At 55.7% G+C, this 19256-nt stretch carries 18 protein-coding genes; 7 read left to right on the forward strand and 11 right to left on the reverse strand.

Annotated features, from left to right (window positions below):
- Positions 1–6: 6 nt before the first annotated feature.
- Positions 7–1404 (reverse strand): alpha-amylase, encoded by a 1398-nt coding sequence (locus HRU87_RS01075; RefSeq protein ID WP_173493129.1) that lies wholly within the window; start codon positions 1402–1404, stop codon positions 7–9.
- 59 nt (positions 1405–1463) lie between these two features.
- Here HRU87_RS01075 and HRU87_RS01080 point away from each other — a divergent pair, with 59 nt between their 5' ends.
- The gene (locus HRU87_RS01080; protein ID WP_173493130.1) at positions 1464–2681 is read left to right on the forward strand and encodes an NADP-dependent isocitrate dehydrogenase; all 1218 of its coding nucleotides are present in this window, start codon (positions 1464–1466) and stop codon (positions 2679–2681) included.
- Positions 2682–2751: 70 nt separating this feature from the next.
- A complete protein-coding gene (locus HRU87_RS01085) occupies positions 2752–4968 on the forward strand; it encodes a glycine-rich protein (protein WP_173493131.1) in 2217 nt (738 codons plus the stop codon).
- Here the strand turns inward: HRU87_RS01085 and purU are convergent.
- Positions 4955–5812, reverse strand: a complete 858-nt coding sequence (gene purU, locus HRU87_RS01090; RefSeq protein ID WP_173493132.1) for a formyltetrahydrofolate deformylase — start codon at positions 5810–5812, stop codon at positions 4955–4957. The genes HRU87_RS01085 and purU overlap by 14 nt on opposite strands.
- Positions 5813–5872: 60 nt before the next feature.
- Between purU and glyA the strand changes: the two genes are divergently transcribed.
- Together glyA and HRU87_RS01100 are read left to right on the forward strand one after the other, a co-directional pair.
- The gene (glyA, locus tag HRU87_RS01095; protein ID WP_173493133.1) at positions 5873–7153 is read left to right on the forward strand and encodes a serine hydroxymethyltransferase; all 1281 of its coding nucleotides are present in this window, start codon (positions 5873–5875) and stop codon (positions 7151–7153) included.
- Positions 7154–7157: 4 nt separating this feature from the next.
- Complete coding sequence (locus HRU87_RS01100; protein WP_173493134.1) at positions 7158–8012, forward strand: bifunctional methylenetetrahydrofolate dehydrogenase/methenyltetrahydrofolate cyclohydrolase; 855 nt, start codon at positions 7158–7160, stop codon at positions 8010–8012.
- Here the strand turns inward: HRU87_RS01100 and HRU87_RS01105 are convergent.
- Genes HRU87_RS01105 through HRU87_RS01120 form a run of 4 tightly spaced genes read right to left on the reverse strand, consistent with a single transcriptional unit; the run spans position 8003 to position 12773 of the window.
- The gene (locus HRU87_RS01105) at positions 8003–8827 is read right to left on the reverse strand and encodes a tryptophan 2,3-dioxygenase (RefSeq protein ID WP_173493135.1); all 825 of its coding nucleotides are present in this window, start codon (positions 8825–8827) and stop codon (positions 8003–8005) included. The genes HRU87_RS01100 and HRU87_RS01105 overlap by 10 nt on opposite strands.
- A complete protein-coding gene (locus tag HRU87_RS01110; RefSeq protein ID WP_173493136.1) occupies positions 8824–10140 on the reverse strand; it encodes a kynureninase in 1317 nt (438 codons plus the stop codon). The genes HRU87_RS01105 and HRU87_RS01110 overlap by 4 nt, the downstream gene beginning before the upstream one ends.
- 16 nt (positions 10141–10156) lie before the next feature.
- Positions 10157–11935, reverse strand: a complete 1779-nt coding sequence (locus tag HRU87_RS01115) for an ABC transporter ATP-binding protein (RefSeq protein WP_173493137.1) — start codon at positions 11933–11935, stop codon at positions 10157–10159.
- Complete coding sequence (locus HRU87_RS01120; protein WP_173493138.1) at positions 11928–12773, reverse strand: hypothetical protein; 846 nt, start codon at positions 12771–12773, stop codon at positions 11928–11930. Before HRU87_RS01120 ends, HRU87_RS01115 begins: the two co-directional genes overlap by 8 nt.
- 116 nt (positions 12774–12889) lie before the next feature.
- On the opposite strand from HRU87_RS01120, the gene HRU87_RS01125 reads away from it, so the two are divergent.
- The 3 genes from HRU87_RS01125 to HRU87_RS01135 are packed head-to-tail and all read left to right on the forward strand — an operon-like array spanning position 12890 to position 15497.
- Positions 12890–13831 carry an ABC transporter ATP-binding protein gene (locus HRU87_RS01125; RefSeq protein WP_173493139.1) on the forward strand — a complete coding sequence of 314 codons (942 nt, stop codon included), beginning with the start codon at positions 12890–12892 and terminating at the stop codon, positions 13829–13831.
- The gene (locus HRU87_RS01130; protein ID WP_173493140.1) at positions 13831–14658 is read left to right on the forward strand and encodes an ABC transporter permease; all 828 of its coding nucleotides are present in this window, start codon (positions 13831–13833) and stop codon (positions 14656–14658) included. The genes HRU87_RS01125 and HRU87_RS01130 overlap by 1 nt, the downstream gene beginning before the upstream one ends.
- The gene (locus HRU87_RS01135) at positions 14655–15497 is read left to right on the forward strand and encodes an ABC transporter permease (protein ID WP_173493141.1); all 843 of its coding nucleotides are present in this window, start codon (positions 14655–14657) and stop codon (positions 15495–15497) included. The genes HRU87_RS01130 and HRU87_RS01135 overlap by 4 nt, the downstream gene beginning before the upstream one ends.
- On the opposite strand, the gene HRU87_RS01140 is transcribed toward HRU87_RS01135, so the two are convergent.
- The 5 genes from HRU87_RS01140 to ribD form a co-directional block, all read right to left on the reverse strand.
- The gene (locus HRU87_RS01140) at positions 15498–15875 is read right to left on the reverse strand and encodes a hypothetical protein (protein WP_173493142.1); all 378 of its coding nucleotides are present in this window, start codon (positions 15873–15875) and stop codon (positions 15498–15500) included.
- A gap of 62 nt (positions 15876–15937) precedes the next feature.
- Positions 15938–16396 carry a 6,7-dimethyl-8-ribityllumazine synthase gene (gene ribH / locus HRU87_RS01145; protein WP_173493143.1) on the reverse strand — a complete coding sequence of 153 codons (459 nt, stop codon included), beginning with the start codon at positions 16394–16396 and terminating at the stop codon, positions 15938–15940.
- A 2-nt stretch (positions 16397–16398) separates the two neighbouring features.
- A complete protein-coding gene (ribB, locus tag HRU87_RS01150; protein WP_173493144.1) occupies positions 16399–17631 on the reverse strand; it encodes a 3,4-dihydroxy-2-butanone-4-phosphate synthase in 1233 nt (410 codons plus the stop codon).
- The gene (locus tag HRU87_RS01155; protein ID WP_173493145.1) at positions 17628–18218 is read right to left on the reverse strand and encodes a riboflavin synthase; all 591 of its coding nucleotides are present in this window, start codon (positions 18216–18218) and stop codon (positions 17628–17630) included. The genes ribB and HRU87_RS01155 overlap by 4 nt, the downstream gene beginning before the upstream one ends.
- A complete protein-coding gene (gene ribD / locus HRU87_RS01160) occupies positions 18218–19237 on the reverse strand; it encodes a bifunctional diaminohydroxyphosphoribosylaminopyrimidine deaminase/5-amino-6-(5-phosphoribosylamino)uracil reductase RibD (protein WP_246247295.1) in 1020 nt (339 codons plus the stop codon). Before ribD ends, HRU87_RS01155 begins: the two co-directional genes overlap by 1 nt.
- Positions 19238–19256 lie beyond the last annotated feature (19 nt).

Consider the following 19256-nt stretch of genomic DNA (forward strand, 5'->3'; position numbering starts at 1 on the left):
GCTGGGCTATTTGACCATCAGGGCCAAGGCAGTTTTTGGCTGCAGGGTCAATGTCAGCTTTCCGTCGGTGATCCGGTGGCTTGAACCGCTAATCAAATCCTCATACTCGCCGTCTGGGAGGGTGGTATTTACACTCACTTCGCTTTGGGTATCGGAGTAGAAGTTTGCGATGAAGTAACCTCGCCCCGCCCTGGCAAATCCGTAGACGCCCTCGGAGTAAAACTCTTCGGCAACTGGAGACCCAGAGACGCCATCGCGGAATTTGATCATGTTCAGGATTGCGGGTTGTCGGTGCTGACAGAGCCAATCACCGTCCTGAACATCGCTCGATTGAGCCGCATCAAATTCAGTGCAGCTAGCTGGTTTGGTTGGTCCGGCATCAAAGTCAGAGAAGGCGTAGGAGGAGAACAGCATCGGTTGGCCAAAGTCATCCGCCAGCATGAAAGCGGTGGCGAGGGAAAAATCGGCTGCCTGCGCGTAGTTCAAAGTTTCACCATTGCGCTCGGTATCGTGGTTTGAAACAAAGGCGATAGCTTGCGAGCTTGGATCAAGCTCCAGGATGCGAGTTGCAAAATCCGCCGGGGGCATTTCGAATGAAATGTAAGAGGAAAGATTTCGAGCGTAGCTAAATTCGAAGACGTTGCCCGAGTCTAGGTATTGCGATGGTTGAATTGGCTCTGAAGCACCTTTGATTACCTCGTGAAGGAATCTTGTCTCCTCAGGTAGTTGGTCTTTGATGGCCTTGAGATCGGCGGCCACCATGTGTTTGGCGGCGTCAATTCGGAAACCCACAACGCCCAGGGAGAGTAGGTCCTGCAGGTAGGCAACGATTCTCTGCTGCACCTGAGGTCTTGATTGATCAAGATCGCTAAGGCCCAAGAGCTCGCAGGTCTGGACCTGCTCGGCATTCTGATAGTCCGCAATCTGTCCATCAACAGTCAGCTGGCAGTCGTGAAAATCTGTCCGCGAGTAGAGCCCCGGGTATTCGTACTTGGAGAATTCAGTTCCCGCAAAACTAACCCCGGAATCACGACCGGTCATGTGGTTGATCACCGCATCCGCAATAATTTCAACGCCATTTTCCTTGCAGGTTTGCACCATGCTCGCAAACTCATCCCTGGTCCCAAGGCGGGATTCAAGCTGATAGCTAACGGGTTGGTAAACCGTCCACCACTGAGCTCCCGCAACATGCTCCTGAGGTGGGGAAGTCAGCACCCAATCGATTCCGCTCTCGCCAAGGAATTCGCATTCACGCTCGATGGCGTCCCAGCCCCACATAAACAGCTGGACTCCAACCTGATCTTCAAACCGGTCGGATTCGGTTTCAGTGGCTGGGCTGGCGCAGCCACCAAGCAGCAGGGCCAGTGCTGTGAGGGCCGCAGTTGGTTTGAGGGCAAATCGCATGAGGGCAATGCTAACCGATAGGCTATCCGAGGCTATTTAGCGCAAAATTCAGGAGAAAAATGAGCAAGATCAAGGTGGTTGGCAAGGTCGTCGAGCTAGACGGCGACGAGATGACTCGCATCATCTGGCAGGACATCAAGGACAACCTAATCCTTCCCTTTTTAGACGTTGACCTGGAGTACTACGACCTTTCTGTTGAAAACCGTGACGCCACCGATGACCAGGTGACTGTTGATGCAGCCCACGCAATTCGCAAGCACGGCGTCGGCGTGAAGTGCGCAACCATCACCCCAGATGAGGCCCGCGTTGAAGAATTTGGTCTGAAGAAGATGTGGAAGAGCCCAAACGGCACCATCCGTAACATCTTGGACGGTGTAGTTTTCCGCGAGCCAATCATCATCTCTAATGTGCCGAGACTGGTGCCGGGCTGGACCAAGCCGATCATCATCGGTCGTCACGCTCACGGAGACCAGTACAAGGCAACTGACTTTAAGGTTCCCGGCAAGGGAACCGTGACCATCACCTGGACCCCAGCCGATGGTGGAGAGCCACAGACGATGACGGTTGCTGAGTATCCAGAAAACGGCGGTGTCGCAATGGGTATGTACAACTTCATGGATTCGATCCGTGACTTTGCCAGAGCGTCCTTTAACTACGGACTGATGCGTAACTACCCGGTCTACCTTTCCACCAAGAACACCATCCTTAAGGCCTACGACGGCTCTTTCAAGGATGCGTTCCAGGAGGTATTCGACGCCGAGTACGCTGACAAATTCAAGGCAGCCGGCATCACCTACGAGCACCGTCTGATTGACGACATGGTCGCAGCTTCTTTGAAGTGGGAGGGCGGTTACGTCTGGGCTTGCAAGAACTACGACGGTGACGTGCAGTCCGACACAGTTGCCCAGGGCTTTGGTTCGCTGGGGCTAATGACCTCGGTGCTAACTACCCCGGACGGCAAGACCGCATTGGCAGAGGCAGCTCACGGAACCGTTACCCGTCACTACCGTCAGTGGCAAAAGGGTGAGAAGACCTCCACCAACCCAATCGCTTCGATTTTTGCTTGGACCAGGGGACTCATGCACCGCGCCAAGCTCGATGGCACCCCTGAAGTCCAGCACTTCGCAGAGGTGCTGGAGGACGTAATCATCAAGACTGTTGAGGCTGGCCACATGACCAAGGACCTGGCTGCCCTAGTGGGCAAGGAGCAGTCCTGGCAGACCACCGAGGAGTTCATGGCCACCCTGGCCCAGAACCTGAGGGCTCGCCTCGCTTAGTAACTAAGGCCTTTACCGGCCTGTGGATAACTCCCTGCAAGAAATTGCAGGGAGTTTTACTTTTGCCGGCATGATCAAAAAAGTTCTCACTTTGGCATCGGCAGCTCTGCTGGCCGGTGCAACTGTTTTTCCTCTTTCGGCCGGTGCCACTGAAACCTGCATCGGTGCCGAATGCACCGTGGAGTTTGCCTACTCTGGGGCACCAGAGCTCTGGAGCGTTCCAGCCGGGGCCACCAATATTCGCTTTGAAGTATTTGGAGCCTCGGGTGGCAGAGGTGGTGGTGGCGGCTCGGTCACTGGAAAAATCATCAGCTACTCACCCACCCTGACCATTGTGGTTGGCGGCGCAGGCGAGGTCCGCAGCGGAGCACCGGGCGGCTACAACGGTGGTGGCAATGCCGGTGGTAACCGAGGCAATGAGGGTTCCGGTGGAGGTGCGAGCGACATCCGAATCGCTTCGACGCTTGAATCCCGCATTGTTGTCGCCGGTGGCGGCGGCGGAGGTGGCGGTTATTCCGGTGCGGCCGGAGCCGCAGGTGGCGGGCTATCCGCTGACTCCGGAGGATCTGGGCAGGGTGGCGGAGGTGCCGGTGGCACGCAAACTTCTGGCGGATCGGCTGGAAGTTCAAATGGTGGTAGCCCGGGTTCCGCTGGTGTCTTCGGAGCAGGCGGTGGCGGCGGTTCGAGCTGGAATGCCGGTGGCGGTGGCGGCGGTGGCGGATGGTATGGCGGCGGTGGCGGTGGTCCCGATGACGATGACTGCTGCTCCGACGGTGGCGGTGGAGGAGGTGGCTCCAGCTATACCTCTGCAACTTTTACTTCGAATGTGACCCACGCCAAGGGCGTGCAATCGGGTCACGGTCGCGTGATTCTGCGCTACACCCTGGTTCCTTCGGTGCAGAGTTTTGCAATTGCACAGGTTGACGGTCAGAAACTTTCAGGTTCTATTACCTTCTCTCAGGTGCCAACCGGATTGGAGCTTGCAGACTTCACACCATCCGGCACCTGTCAGTTGGAGAACCTGAGCGTGATCGGACTAGCCGCTGGATTTGACCTTGTGGGATGCGAACCTGGCCCGGGTCAGGTGAGTTTGGCCGCCGGGGCTATAGGTGACTTGGTTACTGGACCCATAGAAGCCGCAGTGGCGAGTTTCGACTTCGATTCAACTGGCCCAGAGGCTAACTGGGTCACCTTGCCGATGACCACCACCCAATCCGAGCTGGTTGTCGAGATCAACCTTGGCGATAGCGTTTCTACGCTCAGCTCTCAGAGTTTCGCGGTGGTTGGCTGCTCTGCTCTGGAGTATGTATCCTCATCACCCGCGGTATCGGTTTCCGGCTGTCTTGGGTCTGTTGAGGTGGCTCTACTGCCCTTAACTCTGCAAGACAGCTGGGGGAACCTCACACCGACTTCACCCCTAACTTTTAGTTTTGTGGTTGATCAGTCGGGACCGGTGGCGCTGTTCTCACCGGTTGAGATTTCAGGCAATGGGCCTTTCACCTACTCCACCACCCTGAGATTCTCTGAGCCGATTAGTTTTTCAATTGAGGCCGTTTCCTTTACCTCGAGTGCAGTTTGCGAAACCACGGTTAGCCCAACCATTTCAGCCTGGGTCCTACAGGCAAACTGTGGTTTTGGTGATGGTAGCTGGAGTGTTCCCGCTCTGAGCGCGGAGGATCTCATGGGGAATCTTGGGCCCCTGGAAAGCACCAGGGTGAGCTTTAGTAACCTCGAGCCCATTGCGCCGCCTCCAGTTGTTGAGGTAATTGCTCCAGCTCCGGTTTCTGTTCCAGAACCCGTATCGGAACCTGTGGTTCCGGTTCAGCCTGCACCGGAAATCCCTCAGCCGCAGTCAGTAGCTCCAGTACCCGTGGTTAGTGAAGGTGATGAGGTCACTGAATCTGAAGTTGTGAGCGAGCCCACTGAAAGTCCGGAGACAGCAATTTCACCGGAGCTGGAAGCCGAACTGATTGAGGAAATTATCCAAATAGTTTCGGTTCCAAAATTGCCATCGGGCTCGCTAGCCGAAGCTGCCCCAGCAAAACGCCAAGAGCAGCAGCCAGAGCCAGAAAATGTGCCTGAATCAGATTCGGTTGTTGATGCAGGCGTTGCGACGGAGGTTTCCGAACCACAGCCCACTGAAATTGAAACGGATCTCCCGGTTCAAACCGTCGCTGGCCCAGCCATTGAACAAAACTCTCAGCCGGAGTTTCCCTGGGTTTGGATCTTTGGGATCGGAGTAGCGGGGCTGCTCGGGTTGGGCCTATGGCGCTTTAGCGGAAAATGATGGTTCTTTGACCATCCAGCAGGACGCGGTGTTCGGCAAACCACTTGACCGCTTGGGTTAGGGTTTTCGACTCCGCGTCCTGTCCGATTTCCACCAGCAGCTGCTTGGAATCGGAGTGTTCCACTCGGGTGACGTTCTGCTCAATGATTGGACCCTCATCAAGGTCCTCAGTGACGAAGTGGGCGGTTGCACCGATCAGCTTCACGCCTCTGGCGTGGGCCTGAGCGTAGGGGTTGGCGCCCTTGAAGCCGGGGAGGAAGCTGTGGTGAATGTTTATGATTCGCCCCGCATAGTCACTGCAGAACTGCGGAGAAAGAATCTGCATGTAGCGGGCCAGCACGATCAACTCAATGTTTTCCTTTTCGATGACCTGACGCAGGTGCCTCTCAAACTGAGCCTTGTCAACCCCGGAATCAATTTTTATGTGCTCGAAGTTGATGCCGTAAAACTCGGCCATTGAAGCCAGGTCAGGGTGGTTTCCAACCACGAGCGGAATCTCAATCGGCAGTAGGCCGGAGCGCTGCCTGAACAGTAGGTCATTGAGCGTGTGGCCGGCTTTGGAAACCAGGACCAGGGTTTTCATTTTTCTACCTACGTGATCCAAAACGTAGGTCATGTTGAACCGAGCGGCAATTTCCTCAAACTGCTTCCCGAAGGCTTCCTTGGTTATGTTGGCCTCAATCTGCAGTCGCATGAAAAAGCGGCCGGTGTCTAAAGAGGTGTACTGCTGGCTCTCGGTGATGTTTCCACCAATTTCGACCACAGCCCCGGAGATGGCGTGCACGATGCCCTTTTGGTCAGGACATACGAACGTGAGGACCCAGTGTTCTTTTGAGGCAGACATCCCTCAATCCTATTGACGCGCAGCGGCCAAATAGCCCCGGAGGGCTGGTAAACTCAGGCCATGTCCACTCAGTCAAGTTCTTTCAGCGCCCCGCTTTCCGAGGTCGATCCTGAAATTGCAGCCGTGCTGCAGCAGGAGCTAGACCGTCAGCGCCACACCCTAGAGATGATCGCCAGTGAGAACTTTGTCTCGCGTGGAATCCTTGAGGCTCAGGGTTCGGTGCTCACCAACAAGTATGCCGAGGGCTATCCCGGCAAGCGCTACTACGGCGGTTGCGAAGCCGTGGACATCGCAGAAGACTTGGCAAGAGACCGAGCCAAAGAGCTTTTCGGAGCTGAGCACGCCAACGTGCAGCCTCACTCTGGAGCAACCGCGAACGCCGCAGTGATGATGGCATTGGCAAACCCAGGCGATCGTATCTTGGGACTATCTCTTGCCCACGGTGGCCACCTGACCCACGGGATGAAGCTGAACTTCTCGGGCAAAATGTATGAGGCGCACGCCTACGAACTAAACCCAGAGACCTTCCTGATTGACATGGAGACAGTTCGCGCCAGAGCCCTAGAGGTTAGACCAGCGGTTCTTATTGCCGGTTGGTCCGCCTACTCTCGCCACCTAGACTTTGCAGCTTTCCGCGCGATTGCGGATGAGGTTGGTGCGAAACTCTGGGTTGACATGGCGCACTTCGCCGGGTTGGTTGCGGCCGGTTTGCACCCGAGCCCAGTTCCTTACGCCGATGTGGTTTCCACCACCGTTCACAAGACCCTGGGTGGACCGCGCTCGGGATTGATTTTGTGCAAGAGCGAGTACGCCAAGAAGATTGACTCTGCGGTTTTCCCAGGTCAGCAGGGTGGCCCTCTGATGCACGTGATTGCCGCCAAGGCAGTTGCCTTCAAGGCAGCCATGCAGCCTGAATTCATTGATCGCCAGCAGCGCACCATCGAGGGCGCAAGAATTATCGCGGAGCGTCTGGGACAGCCAGACGTGGTTGGGGCCGGCGTCTCAGTGCTAACCGGTGGAACCGATGTTCACTTGGTCCTAGTTGACCTTCGTAACTCTGAGATTGATGGCCAGACCGCGGAGAACCTGCTTCACGAGGCTGGCGTCACCGTCAATAAGAACGCGGTTCCAAACGACCCAAGGCCACCAATGGTGACCTCCGGTATCCGCATCGGAACCTCGGCCCTGGCAACTCGCGGCTTTACCGCCAAGGAGTTCAATGAGGTGGCAGACATCATTGCCCACGCCCTGATTCCCGGCTCGGATCTGGCTGCTCTGAGGGCCCGCGTCCACAACCTAACCGACAGCATTCCGCTTTACTCAAACCTCGAGAACTGGTAATTCTTTGGTCGCAATCGTGCTCGATGGCCTGGCTACCGCCAAGGCCATCAAGTCCGAGCTCAAGGTTGCAGTCGAGGACCTTCGAGCTAGGGGCATTGTTCCTGGGCTAGGCACGCTTCTAGTCGGAGATGATCCAGGCTCCCACTCCTATGTCGGGGGAAAACACCGGGACTGCGCCGAGGTTGGCATCAACTCCATCCGAATTGACCTTCCTGTCAGTGCATCGGTGAACGATGTTCGAGCCGCAATAGCCGAGCTAAATGCTGCGAAAAAAGTCACTGGTTACATCGTTCAGTTGCCGCTGCCTTCCGGCATGGATGCAAACTCGATGCTCGAGCTTATTGATCCAGCCAAGGACGCCGATGGGCTCCACCCCACCAACCTTGGCAAGCTGGTGATGAATGTGTCGGGGGAGATGAAGTCCCCGCTGCCCTGCACCCCCAGCGGAATCGTTGAGCTCTTAGAGCGCTACCAGGTTCCAACCCGGAGCGCTGAGGTTGCAATCATTGGTCGAGGTCTCACGGTCGGCAGGCCGCTGAGCCTACTGATGACCCGAAAGGGTATTGACTCAACGGTCACCATTTTGCACAGTGCTTCAAAAAACCTCTCGGAGGCAGTCAAGCGGGCCGACATTGTGGTGGCTGCCATCGGCTCCCCCCACTTCGTAAAACCAGAATGGATTAAGCCCGGGGCAGCAGTGTTGGACGTAGGGATAACTAGAACCGATGCTGGGCTGGTAGGGGACGTCGATCCGCAGGTCTCTCAAGTCGCAGGTTTTCTCTCGCCGAATCCAGGCGGTGTTGGACCCATGACCCGGGCCATGCTGCTAAAAAACGTTGTATTAGCCGCTCAGAACTGAGAGCGAATCGCCCACAGATCTGGAAAAACCGGATTGAACAGAGTGGAAGCAAGATAACCAGCCCCGGAAGAGCCACCTGACCCCATCTTTCTTCCGATGGTTCGCTCCACCATCTTGACGTGGCGATAGCGCCACTCCTGAAGGCCCTCATCCAGGTCCACCAGCGATTCACCAACCATTGAAGCCTCAGGATCGGTTCTGTGAAGTTTCACGAGCACGCTCTGCACATCAGGGTTTGGTTCCCAGGTGAACTTCACATCGCGCTCCAGCGCGCTCTTGGGCATAGGTGACCTGGTGTTGAAGTAGGCCAGGGCTGAATCCCACAGGGATGGCCGGCTCATTGCCCGCTCAACCCTTTCGCGAGCCTCAGAGCCTGGCTGCAGGTGATCTGCCATTCCCATGCCGGTATTTTTATCGGCATTTTCTCCGGCCTGATCCCGTCTTCCCAGCACTGCCTCAAGCTCGCGAAACTGAGCCGATTGAAAGCCGGAGGCACTCGAGAGCCTTGAGCGAAATGAGTTGAACTGCAGCGGGGTCATGGTCTCTAAAATGTCAAGCTGCGAGACGCAGGTCTTCATGATGGTTCTGACTCTCCCCAGTAGCGCGAGCGAGCGGTGGGTGTTTCCTGCCTCGAGTGCAACTTGGGTGGCGGAGAGTTCGTGCAGAATCTGTTTGAACCAGAGCTCATAAACCTGGTGGATTGTGATGAACAGCAGTTCATCGTGCTCAGGGCCATCACTCAGCGGTTGCTGCAGTGCTAAAAGCTCCGAAACCTTCAGGTATGAGGTGTAGCTGACGTGCTTATCGTGACTCATGTGACGCGGTTTCCATCTAGCTCAACCGACTTGTAGTCACCGGAGGCAACTAGATCTCTAAGTCTTGCGAATCCGTCGTAGACCTCGGTGTAGCTGGTGGCTAGCGGTGAGATAGCTAGCCTGACAGCAGAAGGTTCTCGGTAGTCGGGAATAACGTTCTTGAGTTTTCTCAGTGCCAGGGCAATTTGTTTGGCATCCGGGTGGATGACGATGATGTGACCACCGCGTTTTTTGGCATTGCGCGGAGTTCCAAGGGTGAAGCCCAACGGGGCCAACCAAGCATCGAAGAGTTCGATCATTAGCTCAGTGCCCTGAGCGGCTTTCGCCTCAATGTTCTGGATGCCGGCCTGTTCAATCATCTGAAAGGCGGTCTCGACCCCGCGGATACCGATGATGGATGGGCTGGCGATTTGGAATCCGCGGATGCCCTTGGCCTTTTCATAAAACGGACCCATGGCAAACTGCTGCTCATTTGAGAACCAGCCTTGAATCGGAATCTGCAACTGGTGCTGCAACTGCTCTCGAACAAAGAGCCAAGCCGGGGACCCCGGCCCGGAATTACCGTATTTATAGGTGCAGCCAATCGCGAGATCAACACCGTTCTTGTCGAATTCCAGATCAATGGCTCCAGCTGCATGGGAGCAGTCCCAAATCACCAACGCACCGTGCTTGCGCGCAACCTCAGTTATGCCCTTGATATCAGGTCTAGATCCGGAGCGATACTGGATGGCTTGCAGGGTAACGAAGGCGACATCCGCACTGAGGTGTTTCTCAAGTTCTTCAGGGGAGATCAGCTCGTGGTCGTGGTCAACCTCCACCGAACCGGGACCACCCATCCCGTCGTTGTTCAGAGTTACCAGATTCAGGCCAAACTGCTCGGCAATTCCAGCCAGGATGTAGCGATCGGTTGGGAAGTTGGCAGAGTCGATAATTACCGTTTTGCGATCTGGCCGAGCCCTAACAACCGCAACGCAGAGCTGATAAAAATTCACACTTGTTGTGTCACAAACCAGGGTCTGACCGGGCTGGGTTCCCAGCACGCTTCTAGCCAGCAGGTCACCGGCGGGTTGAGCCTGGTCAATCCAGTGGCTCCAGCCATCCACCAGTTCCGAACCCCACTCCTGCGTCAAAAAGGCATTGATTGCTTCGATGGTTTTTTTGGGTAGGCGACCCAGCGAATTGCCATCCAGATAGCACAGGTCGGGATCCGTAATGACGAATTGTTCTTTATATTTAGCCAGCGGGTCGGCAGCATCTAACGCTTCTGCAAAGCTTCTTTGCGTTGCCGAGGGCTGGGGGTTAGCCAGACTCATGGCTTCACTCTAGCGGCTAAACCAGCAGCTGATGCTTTGCTAATTCAGCGTAGAGCGGGGTGCTTCTAATTAGTTCGGAGTGGGTTCCACTGCCAACCACGTGGCCGCTTTCCAGAACGATAATTTGATCGCTGTCCACCACCGTTGACAGCCGGTGAGCAATCACAATCAGGGTTCGGTTTTTGGCAACCGCATCAATGGCCTCACGCATCCGCTGCTCATTCGGGCCATCGAGCGCGCTGGTTGATTCATCGAGCAGCAGGATCGGCGGTGCCGCAAGCAGGGCTCTTGCAATCGCCAGTCTTTGCCGCTCACCACCGGAAAGCATGATGCCGTTTTCCCCCACCTCGGCATCAAGTCCCTTGGCGTCTCGATTGAGAACATCGCTGAGGTTGACCATAGCCAATACCTCCACGAGCTGTTCCTGGGTGGCACTTGAGCGTCCGAGCAAAAGGTTCTCGCGAATGGATCCGGCCAGCACTGGAGCATCCTGCTCTACGTAGCCAATTTGACCGCGAAGGCTAGTTAGAGAAATTTCACTGACCGGCTGGCCATCGAGCTTGATCTGCCCGGAAGTTGGTTCGTAGAACCTTTCGATCAGGGAGAAAATTGTCGATTTACCCGCTCCGGAGGGTCCAACGATCGCCACTCGGCTGCCGCGCTCAATGGCGAAGGAAACACCGTTCAGGATTGGTTTTAGCTCTTCGCCTGGCTCTGGCTCATAGCCGAATTCAACACCTTCGAATTCCAAGGCTGTTTGGTTTTTCGGTTGAGGCTCACCCCTTCCAGGGTTTTCCTCGTCCAGCACCATAATCTCTTGTATTCGAGCCAAAGCACCTAGGGCCCCCATCACAGAGGTGTAGGCACCAAAGGCTCCGATTAGCGGCCCGATCATAAAGAACAGCAGAATCACGAAAGTCACCAGGTTTGCGATGGTGGTTTCCCCGGTGGCAACGCGGAGCCCACCCAGTCCGAGAACAATGATGAACGCTGCGTTGAAGGCAACCTGGGCAATTGGAGCAACAATCGCACTGAGCTTGGCAATCTTTACACCCTGGTCGAATGCGGCGGTCGCATCCTTTTCAATGGCACCGGTCTCGCGCTCCTCTGCCCGGCTGGCACGAATTGTTCTAATGGCCCCGAGAGCGCGCTCTACGGCGGCGCTCATTGCTCCAACCTTCTGCTGGCTCTTGGTGGTGGCGCTTCGGATTTGCCTTCCGGTGACAGCAATGGCGGTCACAGCAATGAACACCACTAGCAGAGTTGACCCCAGTAGTACCGGATCGATGAATGCCATCACAATGATCGCGCCAAAGAATTGCAGCAGTCCACCAACTGCATCCACCAGGCCCTGAGTGAGAACAGCCTTCAGCAGAGTGGAATCCGCTCCCACCCTCGAGACCAAGTCACCGATGCGCCTTCGGTCATACTCTTTGATGGGTAGCCGCAATAGCTTGGCAACTAATTTTCTGCGAGTGGTGAGCACCACACCCTCACCGGTTCGGTAGAGCAGGTAGTACTGAAAACCATTGATAAGCGCTGCCGAGACGAGCAAAACCACAATTCCGATTGCCAAACCGGTGAAGTCCGCTCCGTCTTCAACTGCAGAAATTACCTGACCCATAAGAAGCGGTTGGCCAAGCGCCAGCACCGAGGTGATGATTGAGAGGATTACCGCAAAAACCAGCGCCTTTTTGTGCTCGGCCAGATAGGGAAACAAGTCCTTCAGGGAGGCCCGGGGTCCTTTGTATTCTCTCGAGCGGGGGTTTTCACTCGGATCTCTGTAGTCACTCACGCGCAGCCTCAATTTCCATCATCGGATCACCAAAAATTGCCTCGTTGAGCAGGTAGTTCAACTCTGGAAGTGCTAGAGCCTGGGTGTAGGCGGTGTTGTTGATGAACCTTCCATAATCTAAACCCTCAATCACTCCCATTACTTTCGGATTCAAAACTCTCAGGAACATCAGGGTCGTATTTTTGGTCCTAGGGAAACTCTTGAGCACATTCCCGCAACCAAAGCCGAAAACTCTGATTGCCAAATCGGCATCCTCGGGATTGGTTTTCTCCACCAGGTGCTGATCTCTCACGTGAATCAGTCCGCGGTTTTCTGCTCGGCGCTCCCAGACTTGAAAGCAGCTTCTGAGTTCGTTGCTAGACCCAATCGGCTCACCAGTGTCCGATTGGTAGTTGACCTGAACATCGAGGTCGGATTTCAAATGAAAGTTTTGGTGGAGGCGATTCAGCACCGACCACTTTCGCCACGAGCGCGGGACCAAAAAGGCGATGTGAGAGCTCATGGTCGCGGCGTGATTGAAAAATGGCACGCTGAGTGCGTTGTTTCGCCCAAATGGTGGATTGGACACAGTTACAAACTCACGGCTACCAGGATGGAATTCCAGGAAGTTACCCTGCCTAACGAGCGGGTGCTTGGGATAAAGATCCACTGATTCAATGTCTTTGACTCCCAAGCCCTGCAGGGCATTGATGAAGGAGCCGTTTCCCCCGGCTGGTTCCAAAAAACTGCGATCGGTTCCAACCTGCTGAATCAGAACTTCGGTGAGCTCTCGGGCAAGCTCGGGAGGTGTGTAGTACTGCTCGGTTCCGGTGACCCTGCGATTCCCAAGCTTCTGCACCGGTTCAAGATATCAGTTATCAGTAATGAAACGTTTTGCAGTTTCGTTACGTAATGATTGCGGGGGCATTGATACCCTGAAGGGCTGCCCTAATTGGGGCATGAGACGGAGCACCATTGGCTATTCAGAATGAGCGCGAGGCTGTAATCCGCGCTCGCGGTCTAACTAAAAAATACAAAGATTTTGTTGCCGTCAACGGCATCGACTTTGAGGTCTACCGCGGGGAGTCCTTCGGACTGCTGGGACCTAACGGAGCGGGTAAATCCACCACGATGAAAATGATTACCTCGGTCTCGCAGCGAACCGGGGGAGAGCTCAGCATCTTAGGCAAAGAGCCAAACACTCACGGTCCTGAGATTCGTGCCCACCTGGGAGTGGTTCCCCAGAAGGATATGCTCGACCGCGAACTCAGGGTCTGGGAAAACCTGCTCACCTACGGACGCTACTTTGGTTTATCCAGGAAGTGGCTCAAGTCCAAGGTTGACGAATTATTGGAATTTGCTCAGCTAACTGAAAAGCGCAATGAGAAGGCAGACGACCTCTCCGGAGGCATGCAGCGCCGATTAGCCATTGCTAGGGGGCTGGTGAACGAGCCGGAGATTTTGCTGCTGGATGAACCAACCACCGGGTTGGACCCGCAGGCCCGCCACATCCTCTGGGACAGGCTATTTAGACTCAAGGAACAGGGCGTGACCCTGGTCATCACCACCCACTACATGGATGAGGCCGAGCAGCTCTGCGATCGCCTAATCGTGATGGACAAGGGCCAAATCATGGCCGAGGGGACCCCTGCTCAACTGATCAAGGACTACTCCTCCAAAGAGGTTGTGGAGCTGCGCTTTGGAACCGATAAAAACGAAGGTGTGGCCGAGCAGCTAAAGGGCAAGGGTGACCGCCTGGAGCTGCTGCCGGATCGAATTTTGATTTACACCGAGCAGGGCGAGAAGCTGCTCGGAGAGATTATCGAATCGGGTCTGCACCCAATCACCTCGCTGGTCAGAAGGTCTTCGCTTGAGGATGTCTTCCTGAGGCTAACCGGTAGGACGCTGGTCGACTGATGACTTTGGAATTCAAGCCTGGAAAGGCGGTGGACCCCAAGCGCGCGGTTCGTTGGGGTGCTCTTAGGGTTGCCGAGTACCGGTTCTACTCAATGTTCAAGTGGATCGGCTCGGTAATTGCCTACGGTTTGGGTAACCCAATCCTCTACCTGCTATCGGTTGGGCTTGGAATTGGAGCACTGGTTGATGCCAGTGCCGGTGGAAACACTTTGGGTGTGAGCTACATCCAGTTTGTTGCCCCTGCCCTGCTGGCTTCAGCTGCAATTCAGGGAGTGATGGACGAGGTGACCTTCCCGACCATGGACGGCTTTGTCTGGGACAAGCTTTTCTTTGCCATCAATGCCACCAGCGTCTCCGCGAGGCAGATCGCGGACGGAGTGATGATCGTTGCGCTCGGTCGAGGGCTTCTAACAGCCGTGATGTATTTGGGAATTCTGCTGGCTTTCGGAGCAATTCCGCTGAGTTCAGTGGTGCCGCTGCTTCTTTCTGCAATGCTGGCCGGCTGGGGCTGGGCAGCGGTAATGCTGGCGATTACCGCTCGACTCGAGCGCGATGAGGGCTACTTTGCCCTTATCAGCCGATTCGTAATTGCACCTATGTTTTTGTTCTCGGGAACCTTCTACCCGCTGGAGCAAATGCCAATTTACCTGCAGCCGATCGGCTGGGTTTCCCCGCTCTGGCACGCCACGCAGATTGGCAGAAACCTGTCCTACGGTCTTGAAATTGGCGAGGGCATGATATTCCTGCACCTCGGCTACCTGGCTCTATTGGGAGTTATTGGGATGGCTTTTGTCTATCCCAAGTTCAAGGAGAGGCTGGCTAGATGATTACCCAGACAATCCTCACCCAGGCGGTCGCGATCGCTGAGAAGCGAGCTCAACGCCCAGGGGCCGCAATTTACGCGGGCCGAGCTGCGGTTTTGATCGAGCGAGGTTTCTACGCGGCTAAGAGTTCAAACTGGTTGGTCATCCTCTCGGGCTTTGTTGAGCCGGTGCTGTACCTGCTGGCATTTGGCTTTGGCATCGGGCAGCTGATTGGAGACATTGAAGATGGCAGCGGAAACCCTGTCAGTTACGCCGCGTATATCGCCCCGGCACTTCTGGCCACCAGCGCCATGAACGGGGCAATCTACGACTCAACCTGGAATGTTTTCTTCAAGATGCACTTCGGCAAGGTCTACCAGGTGATGCTTTCAAGTTCACTTGGCCCGATGGACATTGCGCTGGGTGAGATTGCCTGGGCGCTGATGCGCGGCGCTGCCTACTCAATCGGCTTCATGGCTATCGTGGCGCCGCTGGGACTTGTGACAAACGCCTGGGGTCTGCTGGCGATACCGGCCGCAACCCTGATTGCATTTGGATTCGCTTCCCTGGGGATGGCAATCACCTCATACATGCGTAACTTCCAGCAAATGAACTGGGTCAACTTTGTTTTGCTGCCGATGTTTTTATTTTCCGGAACTTTCTTTCCGGTAAGCGTTTATCCCGAGTGGATTCAGGTCATCGTAAAAGCTCTGCCGCTCTGGCAGGGCGTGGATTTGGTGCGATCACTGATGCTGGGCATTGTGGACCTGAGCGTGCTGTGGCACATTCTCTACTTCATGGTGATGATTGGGTTGGGGCTAGCCTTCACCACTCACCGGCTGCGCGCACTGTTTATGCGCTGATTACCAGAACACTGCCAAAACGACGTTCACGATGGTCAACAGACCGATGATGCCGAACACCCTTGGAGCTACGGCGTCTTTTTTCTTGAAACGCAAAACCAAAACCAGAATGACCGTCAGCACGATCGACTTGACTGCAACCTTGATGTTGTCTAGTTCGCCTGCCCACTCCATGGCCGCCATCCACTCTCTCACTCCGACCAGGAGCAATCCGGTGATGAGCATCGTCCAGGCACCGTGAACCATGGCTGGCACGATCTTGGCGGTTCCCTTGCCCATGGCCTTCATTTGAGTCAAAAAGCCACCGAGTAGCGAAGCTAGACCTATGAAGTGAAGAACCACCAGGGAGTTTCTAAGAATTTCTGCTGTGAGTTGCATTGCGCCTCCTATGCCTGAAGCCTATCGGCCAGAAAACCAGGAAGCTGGGATTGAGCTGAGCGCTAGATTTTGGGCAGGACCATGGACAGGGCGGCTTGTACAGCTTCCTTACCCTTGTCCTCTTTGGAGCCACTGAGCCCGGCCCTGGCAAGCGCTTCAGCCTCGTTGTTAACCGTCAGCAGCCCAAATCCGATTGGGACTGAGGTGTCGAGTTGAACTCTGGTTAGGCCGTCCGTCGCAGCTGAGCAAACGTAGTCGAAGTGAGGGGTTTCACCCTGAATCACAACGCCCAGGGCAATCACAGCATCCGCAGAAGCTGCGGCTCGCTGGGCAGCAAGTGGAAGCTCAAATGCTCCTGGGACGCGAAGCAGCGAAAAGTCTTGGCAACCACTTGCTTCAAGCTCTCGCAATGCTCCCGCGATGAGGCCATCCATGATTTGGGTGTGCCAACTCGTGGCAATTACAACAACTTTTTTACCCTTGCCGTCGGAGCGCAGCTCCGGGGCTCCTAAACCACTCACCCCTACAGGTTAGCGGGAATCTGGTGTCCCATGCGCTCGCGCTTTGCCTGCAGGTAGCCCAGGTTCTCCTTGGCTAGGCCTACGACCAGCGGAACGGTTTCGGTGACTGGGATACCAGCATCGATTAGGTACTTGCTCTTGGCAGGGTTGTTGGTCATCAGTCGAACGCTGGTGATCCCCAGGTCCTTCAGGATCGCAACGGCTGCACCGTACTCGCGGGCCTCAGAGGGCAGACCCAGTGCCAAGTTGGCATCTACGGTGTCGTAACCCTTTTCCTGTAGCGCGTAAGCCTTGAGCTTGTTCAAAAGTCCAATTCCGCGACCCTCTTGGCCACGAAGATAAATAACCACGCCGCCGGCTGGGTTCTTGGCAACCTCGTCCATCGCAGCCTCTAGCTGTGGACCACATTCGCACTTCAGCGAACCGAAGGCTTCTCCGGTTATGCACTCGGAGTGCAGGCGGACCATTACCTCGGCACCGGTTGGGTTGCCAGAGATTAGAGCCACGTGGTCTGCAGTGGTCTCTACGTCGTAGTATCCGCGAAGGCGGAAGTCTCCGTGAGTGGTCGGGACGTTTGCCTCGGCCTCAAACCTGATTCTGTTTGCCGGGGCAGGGGTTTGTCCCTGTCGCTTGCCCAGATGATCTTTTAAGTGCGCGATGGTAGTCATAGGTAGTTCAAACCTCTTAGCGGTTGCTAATAATTCCCCAAACCGCATCATTGTTCCATCGTCGTTCACCATCTCGGCCATCATGGCGACCGGCTGAAGGCCGGCAAGCTTCATCAGGTCAACCGCAGCTTCGGTGTGACCGGGGCGCTCGAGCACCCCGCCATCCCTTGCCCGAAGCGGAACTACGTGCCCTGGGCGAAGCAGAGACTTGGGTTCGGAAGCTGGATCAGCTAGCACTCGGGCGGTCAAAGCGCGCTCCGATGCACTAATTCCAGTGGACTCTCTATTCGCTGCGTCAACCGTGACCGTGTAGGCAGTTTGGTGCGGATCGGTGCTGTTTACCCACATCAGAGGTAGATCGAGAGCGTTTGCCCGCTCATTGCTCATTGGGGCGCAAATGTAGCCGGAGGTGTAGCGAATCATCCAGGCCAGCCACTCGGTAGTGGCAAACTCAGCTGCGATGATGGCATCGCCCTCGTTCTCGCGATCTTCGGCATCCGAAACCAGCACCGGTTTACCGGCGCGGAGGGCTGCTAAGACCTCTTCAATGGTGGAAAGTTCGCTCATTTAGCCTGCATAAGCCTTTCGATGTGCTTGGCAAGGACATCTGCCTCGACGTTTACCTTGTCGCCGGGCTTCTTGTAGCCGAGGGTGGTGACCTCGAGGGTCTCTGGGATCAGCGACAGGGCGATGTGGTCCTCGCCCACCTCGTTGACTGTCAGCGAGATGCCATCGATGGTGATTGAGCCCTTCATCACCACGTATTTCATGAGGTCCTGCGGAATGCTGACCTTGACCCAGTCCCAGTTATCACTCTTCTCGCGAGAGAGAAATTCGCCGACACCGTCAACATGTCCCTGGACAATGTGACCTCCAAAGCGGGTGTCGTGATTCATGGCCCGCTCGAGGTTAATGACATCACCCACCTGCACTTCGCTCAGGCTGGAACGCCTCAGGGTTTCCAGCATCACGTCTGCGGTGAAGGAGGTGCCATCAATTTCAATGGCGGTGAGGCAGGTCCCAGAGCAGCTGATGGAATCGCCCCGCTTTAGGTCCGATAGCACCTTTGAGCAGGAGATGGTGAGCCTGATGGCGTCCTGCTGCTGCTCGATGCCGCTTACTTTTCCAAGTTCTTCGATGATTCCGGTGAACATTACTTTCTCCTTGCTCTAATGAATAAATCTGTGCCCAGCTGGGCGGTCTCTAAAATCTCCAGGCGGTGACCCTGGGAAATGTTTTCCACTCCGATGTCGGTCAGTGAAGTGCGCGGCCCACCAAGAAGCACCGGTGCCAGATAGATCTGGTACTCATCCACCAGACCAGCTTCCTCGAAGGCACTTGCCAGGTTGGGACCACCCTCTACCAGCAGATGCTTCACTCCGCGTGCCCAAAGCTCGGAAAGTGCTGCCTGCAAATCCCTAGTTCTCAGTTGAACAGAGTCCCCACCCTGAAGCACCCGGGCTGAAGCCGGGATGTCAGAGTTCCCGATCACAACTCGCAGGGGCTGGTTCGAGTAGTACTCGTTAGGAGACTTACGGGCTAAAAGCTCTGGATCATCTGCCAAGACGGTGGCGGTGCCGACCGCAATCGCATCGCATTGACTGCGCTGCAGATGGGTGTGGGCTCGGGACTCTTCCCCTGAAATCCACTTGCTACTGCCGTCGCTCGCAGCATTTCTGCCATCTAGAGAGCTTGCCCACTTCAGCGTGACGAAGGGACTGCGGCGGCGATTAGCAGTCAACCAAACTCGGCTTTGGAAATCGGCCTCAGTTTCAAGGACCGAGGAAATTACTTCGACTCCGGCATCCCTCAGAGTTTGGGCTCCGTTGGAAGAAGCGTCACCCGGGTCGCTTGAGGCATATACAACTCTCGAAATTCCAGCTGCGATCAGCGCCTGCGCGCAGGGACCGGTCTTGCCAGTGTGATTGCAGGGCTCCAGCGTCACAACTGCCGTTAGCCCTTTGGGAAGCGTTTCAAATTTTGCACTGAGATTTTTCAGGGCCATCACTTCGGCGTGGTCGGTACCCGAACCAAGGTGCCAGCCCTCGGCAACAATCTCACCTGAATCGTTCAGGATTACGGCCCCAACCTGCGGGTTCACGCCAGCAGCCGGGCCTCTGAGAGCAAGCTCGAGCGCGCGCTTCATCGCGCTCTCGTAATCAGTGTGATTCATGCTTGCCCTTCCGCGTGCC

It is taken from the genome of Aquiluna borgnonia (assembly GCF_013283855.1).
In the GTDB taxonomy this organism is placed as follows: domain Bacteria; phylum Actinomycetota; class Actinomycetes; order Actinomycetales; family Microbacteriaceae; genus Aquiluna; species Aquiluna borgnonia.

What these genes read in the sequence shown, in the direction of transcription:
- HRU87_RS01140 (WP_173493142.1), bottom strand. Translation starts at nt 15,875, where the DNA reads ATGCAACTCACAGCAGAAATTCTTAGAAACTCCCTGGTGGTTCTTCAC.
- HRU87_RS01135 (WP_173493141.1), top strand. Translation starts at nt 14,655, where the DNA reads ATGATTACCCAGACAATCCTCACCCAGGCGGTCGCGATCGCTGAGAAG.
- ribB (WP_173493144.1), bottom strand. Translation starts at nt 17,631, where the DNA reads ATGAGCGAACTTTCCACCATTGAAGAGGTCTTAGCAGCCCTCCGCGCC.
- HRU87_RS01155 (WP_173493145.1), bottom strand. Translation starts at nt 18,218, where the DNA reads ATGTTCACCGGAATCATCGAAGAACTTGGAAAAGTAAGCGGCATCGAG.
- purU (WP_173493132.1), bottom strand. Translation starts at nt 5,812, where the DNA reads ATGTCTGCCTCAAAAGAACACTGGGTCCTCACGTTCGTATGTCCTGAC.
- HRU87_RS01105 (WP_173493135.1), bottom strand. Translation starts at nt 8,827, where the DNA reads ATGAGTCACGATAAGCACGTCAGCTACACCTCATACCTGAAGGTTTCG.
- HRU87_RS01130 (WP_173493140.1), top strand. Translation starts at nt 13,831, where the DNA reads ATGACTTTGGAATTCAAGCCTGGAAAGGCGGTGGACCCCAAGCGCGCG.
- ribD (WP_246247295.1), bottom strand. Translation starts at nt 19,237, where the DNA reads ATGAATCACACTGATTACGAGAGCGCGATGAAGCGCGCGCTCGAGCTT.
- HRU87_RS01085 (WP_173493131.1), top strand. Translation starts at nt 2,752, where the DNA reads ATGATCAAAAAAGTTCTCACTTTGGCATCGGCAGCTCTGCTGGCCGGT.
- HRU87_RS01110 (WP_173493136.1), bottom strand. Translation starts at nt 10,140, where the DNA reads ATGAGTCTGGCTAACCCCCAGCCCTCGGCAACGCAAAGAAGCTTTGCA.
- glyA (WP_173493133.1), top strand. Translation starts at nt 5,873, where the DNA reads ATGTCCACTCAGTCAAGTTCTTTCAGCGCCCCGCTTTCCGAGGTCGAT.
- HRU87_RS01075 (WP_173493129.1), bottom strand. Translation starts at nt 1,404, where the DNA reads ATGCGATTTGCCCTCAAACCAACTGCGGCCCTCACAGCACTGGCCCTG.
- HRU87_RS01080 (WP_173493130.1), top strand. Translation starts at nt 1,464, where the DNA reads ATGAGCAAGATCAAGGTGGTTGGCAAGGTCGTCGAGCTAGACGGCGAC.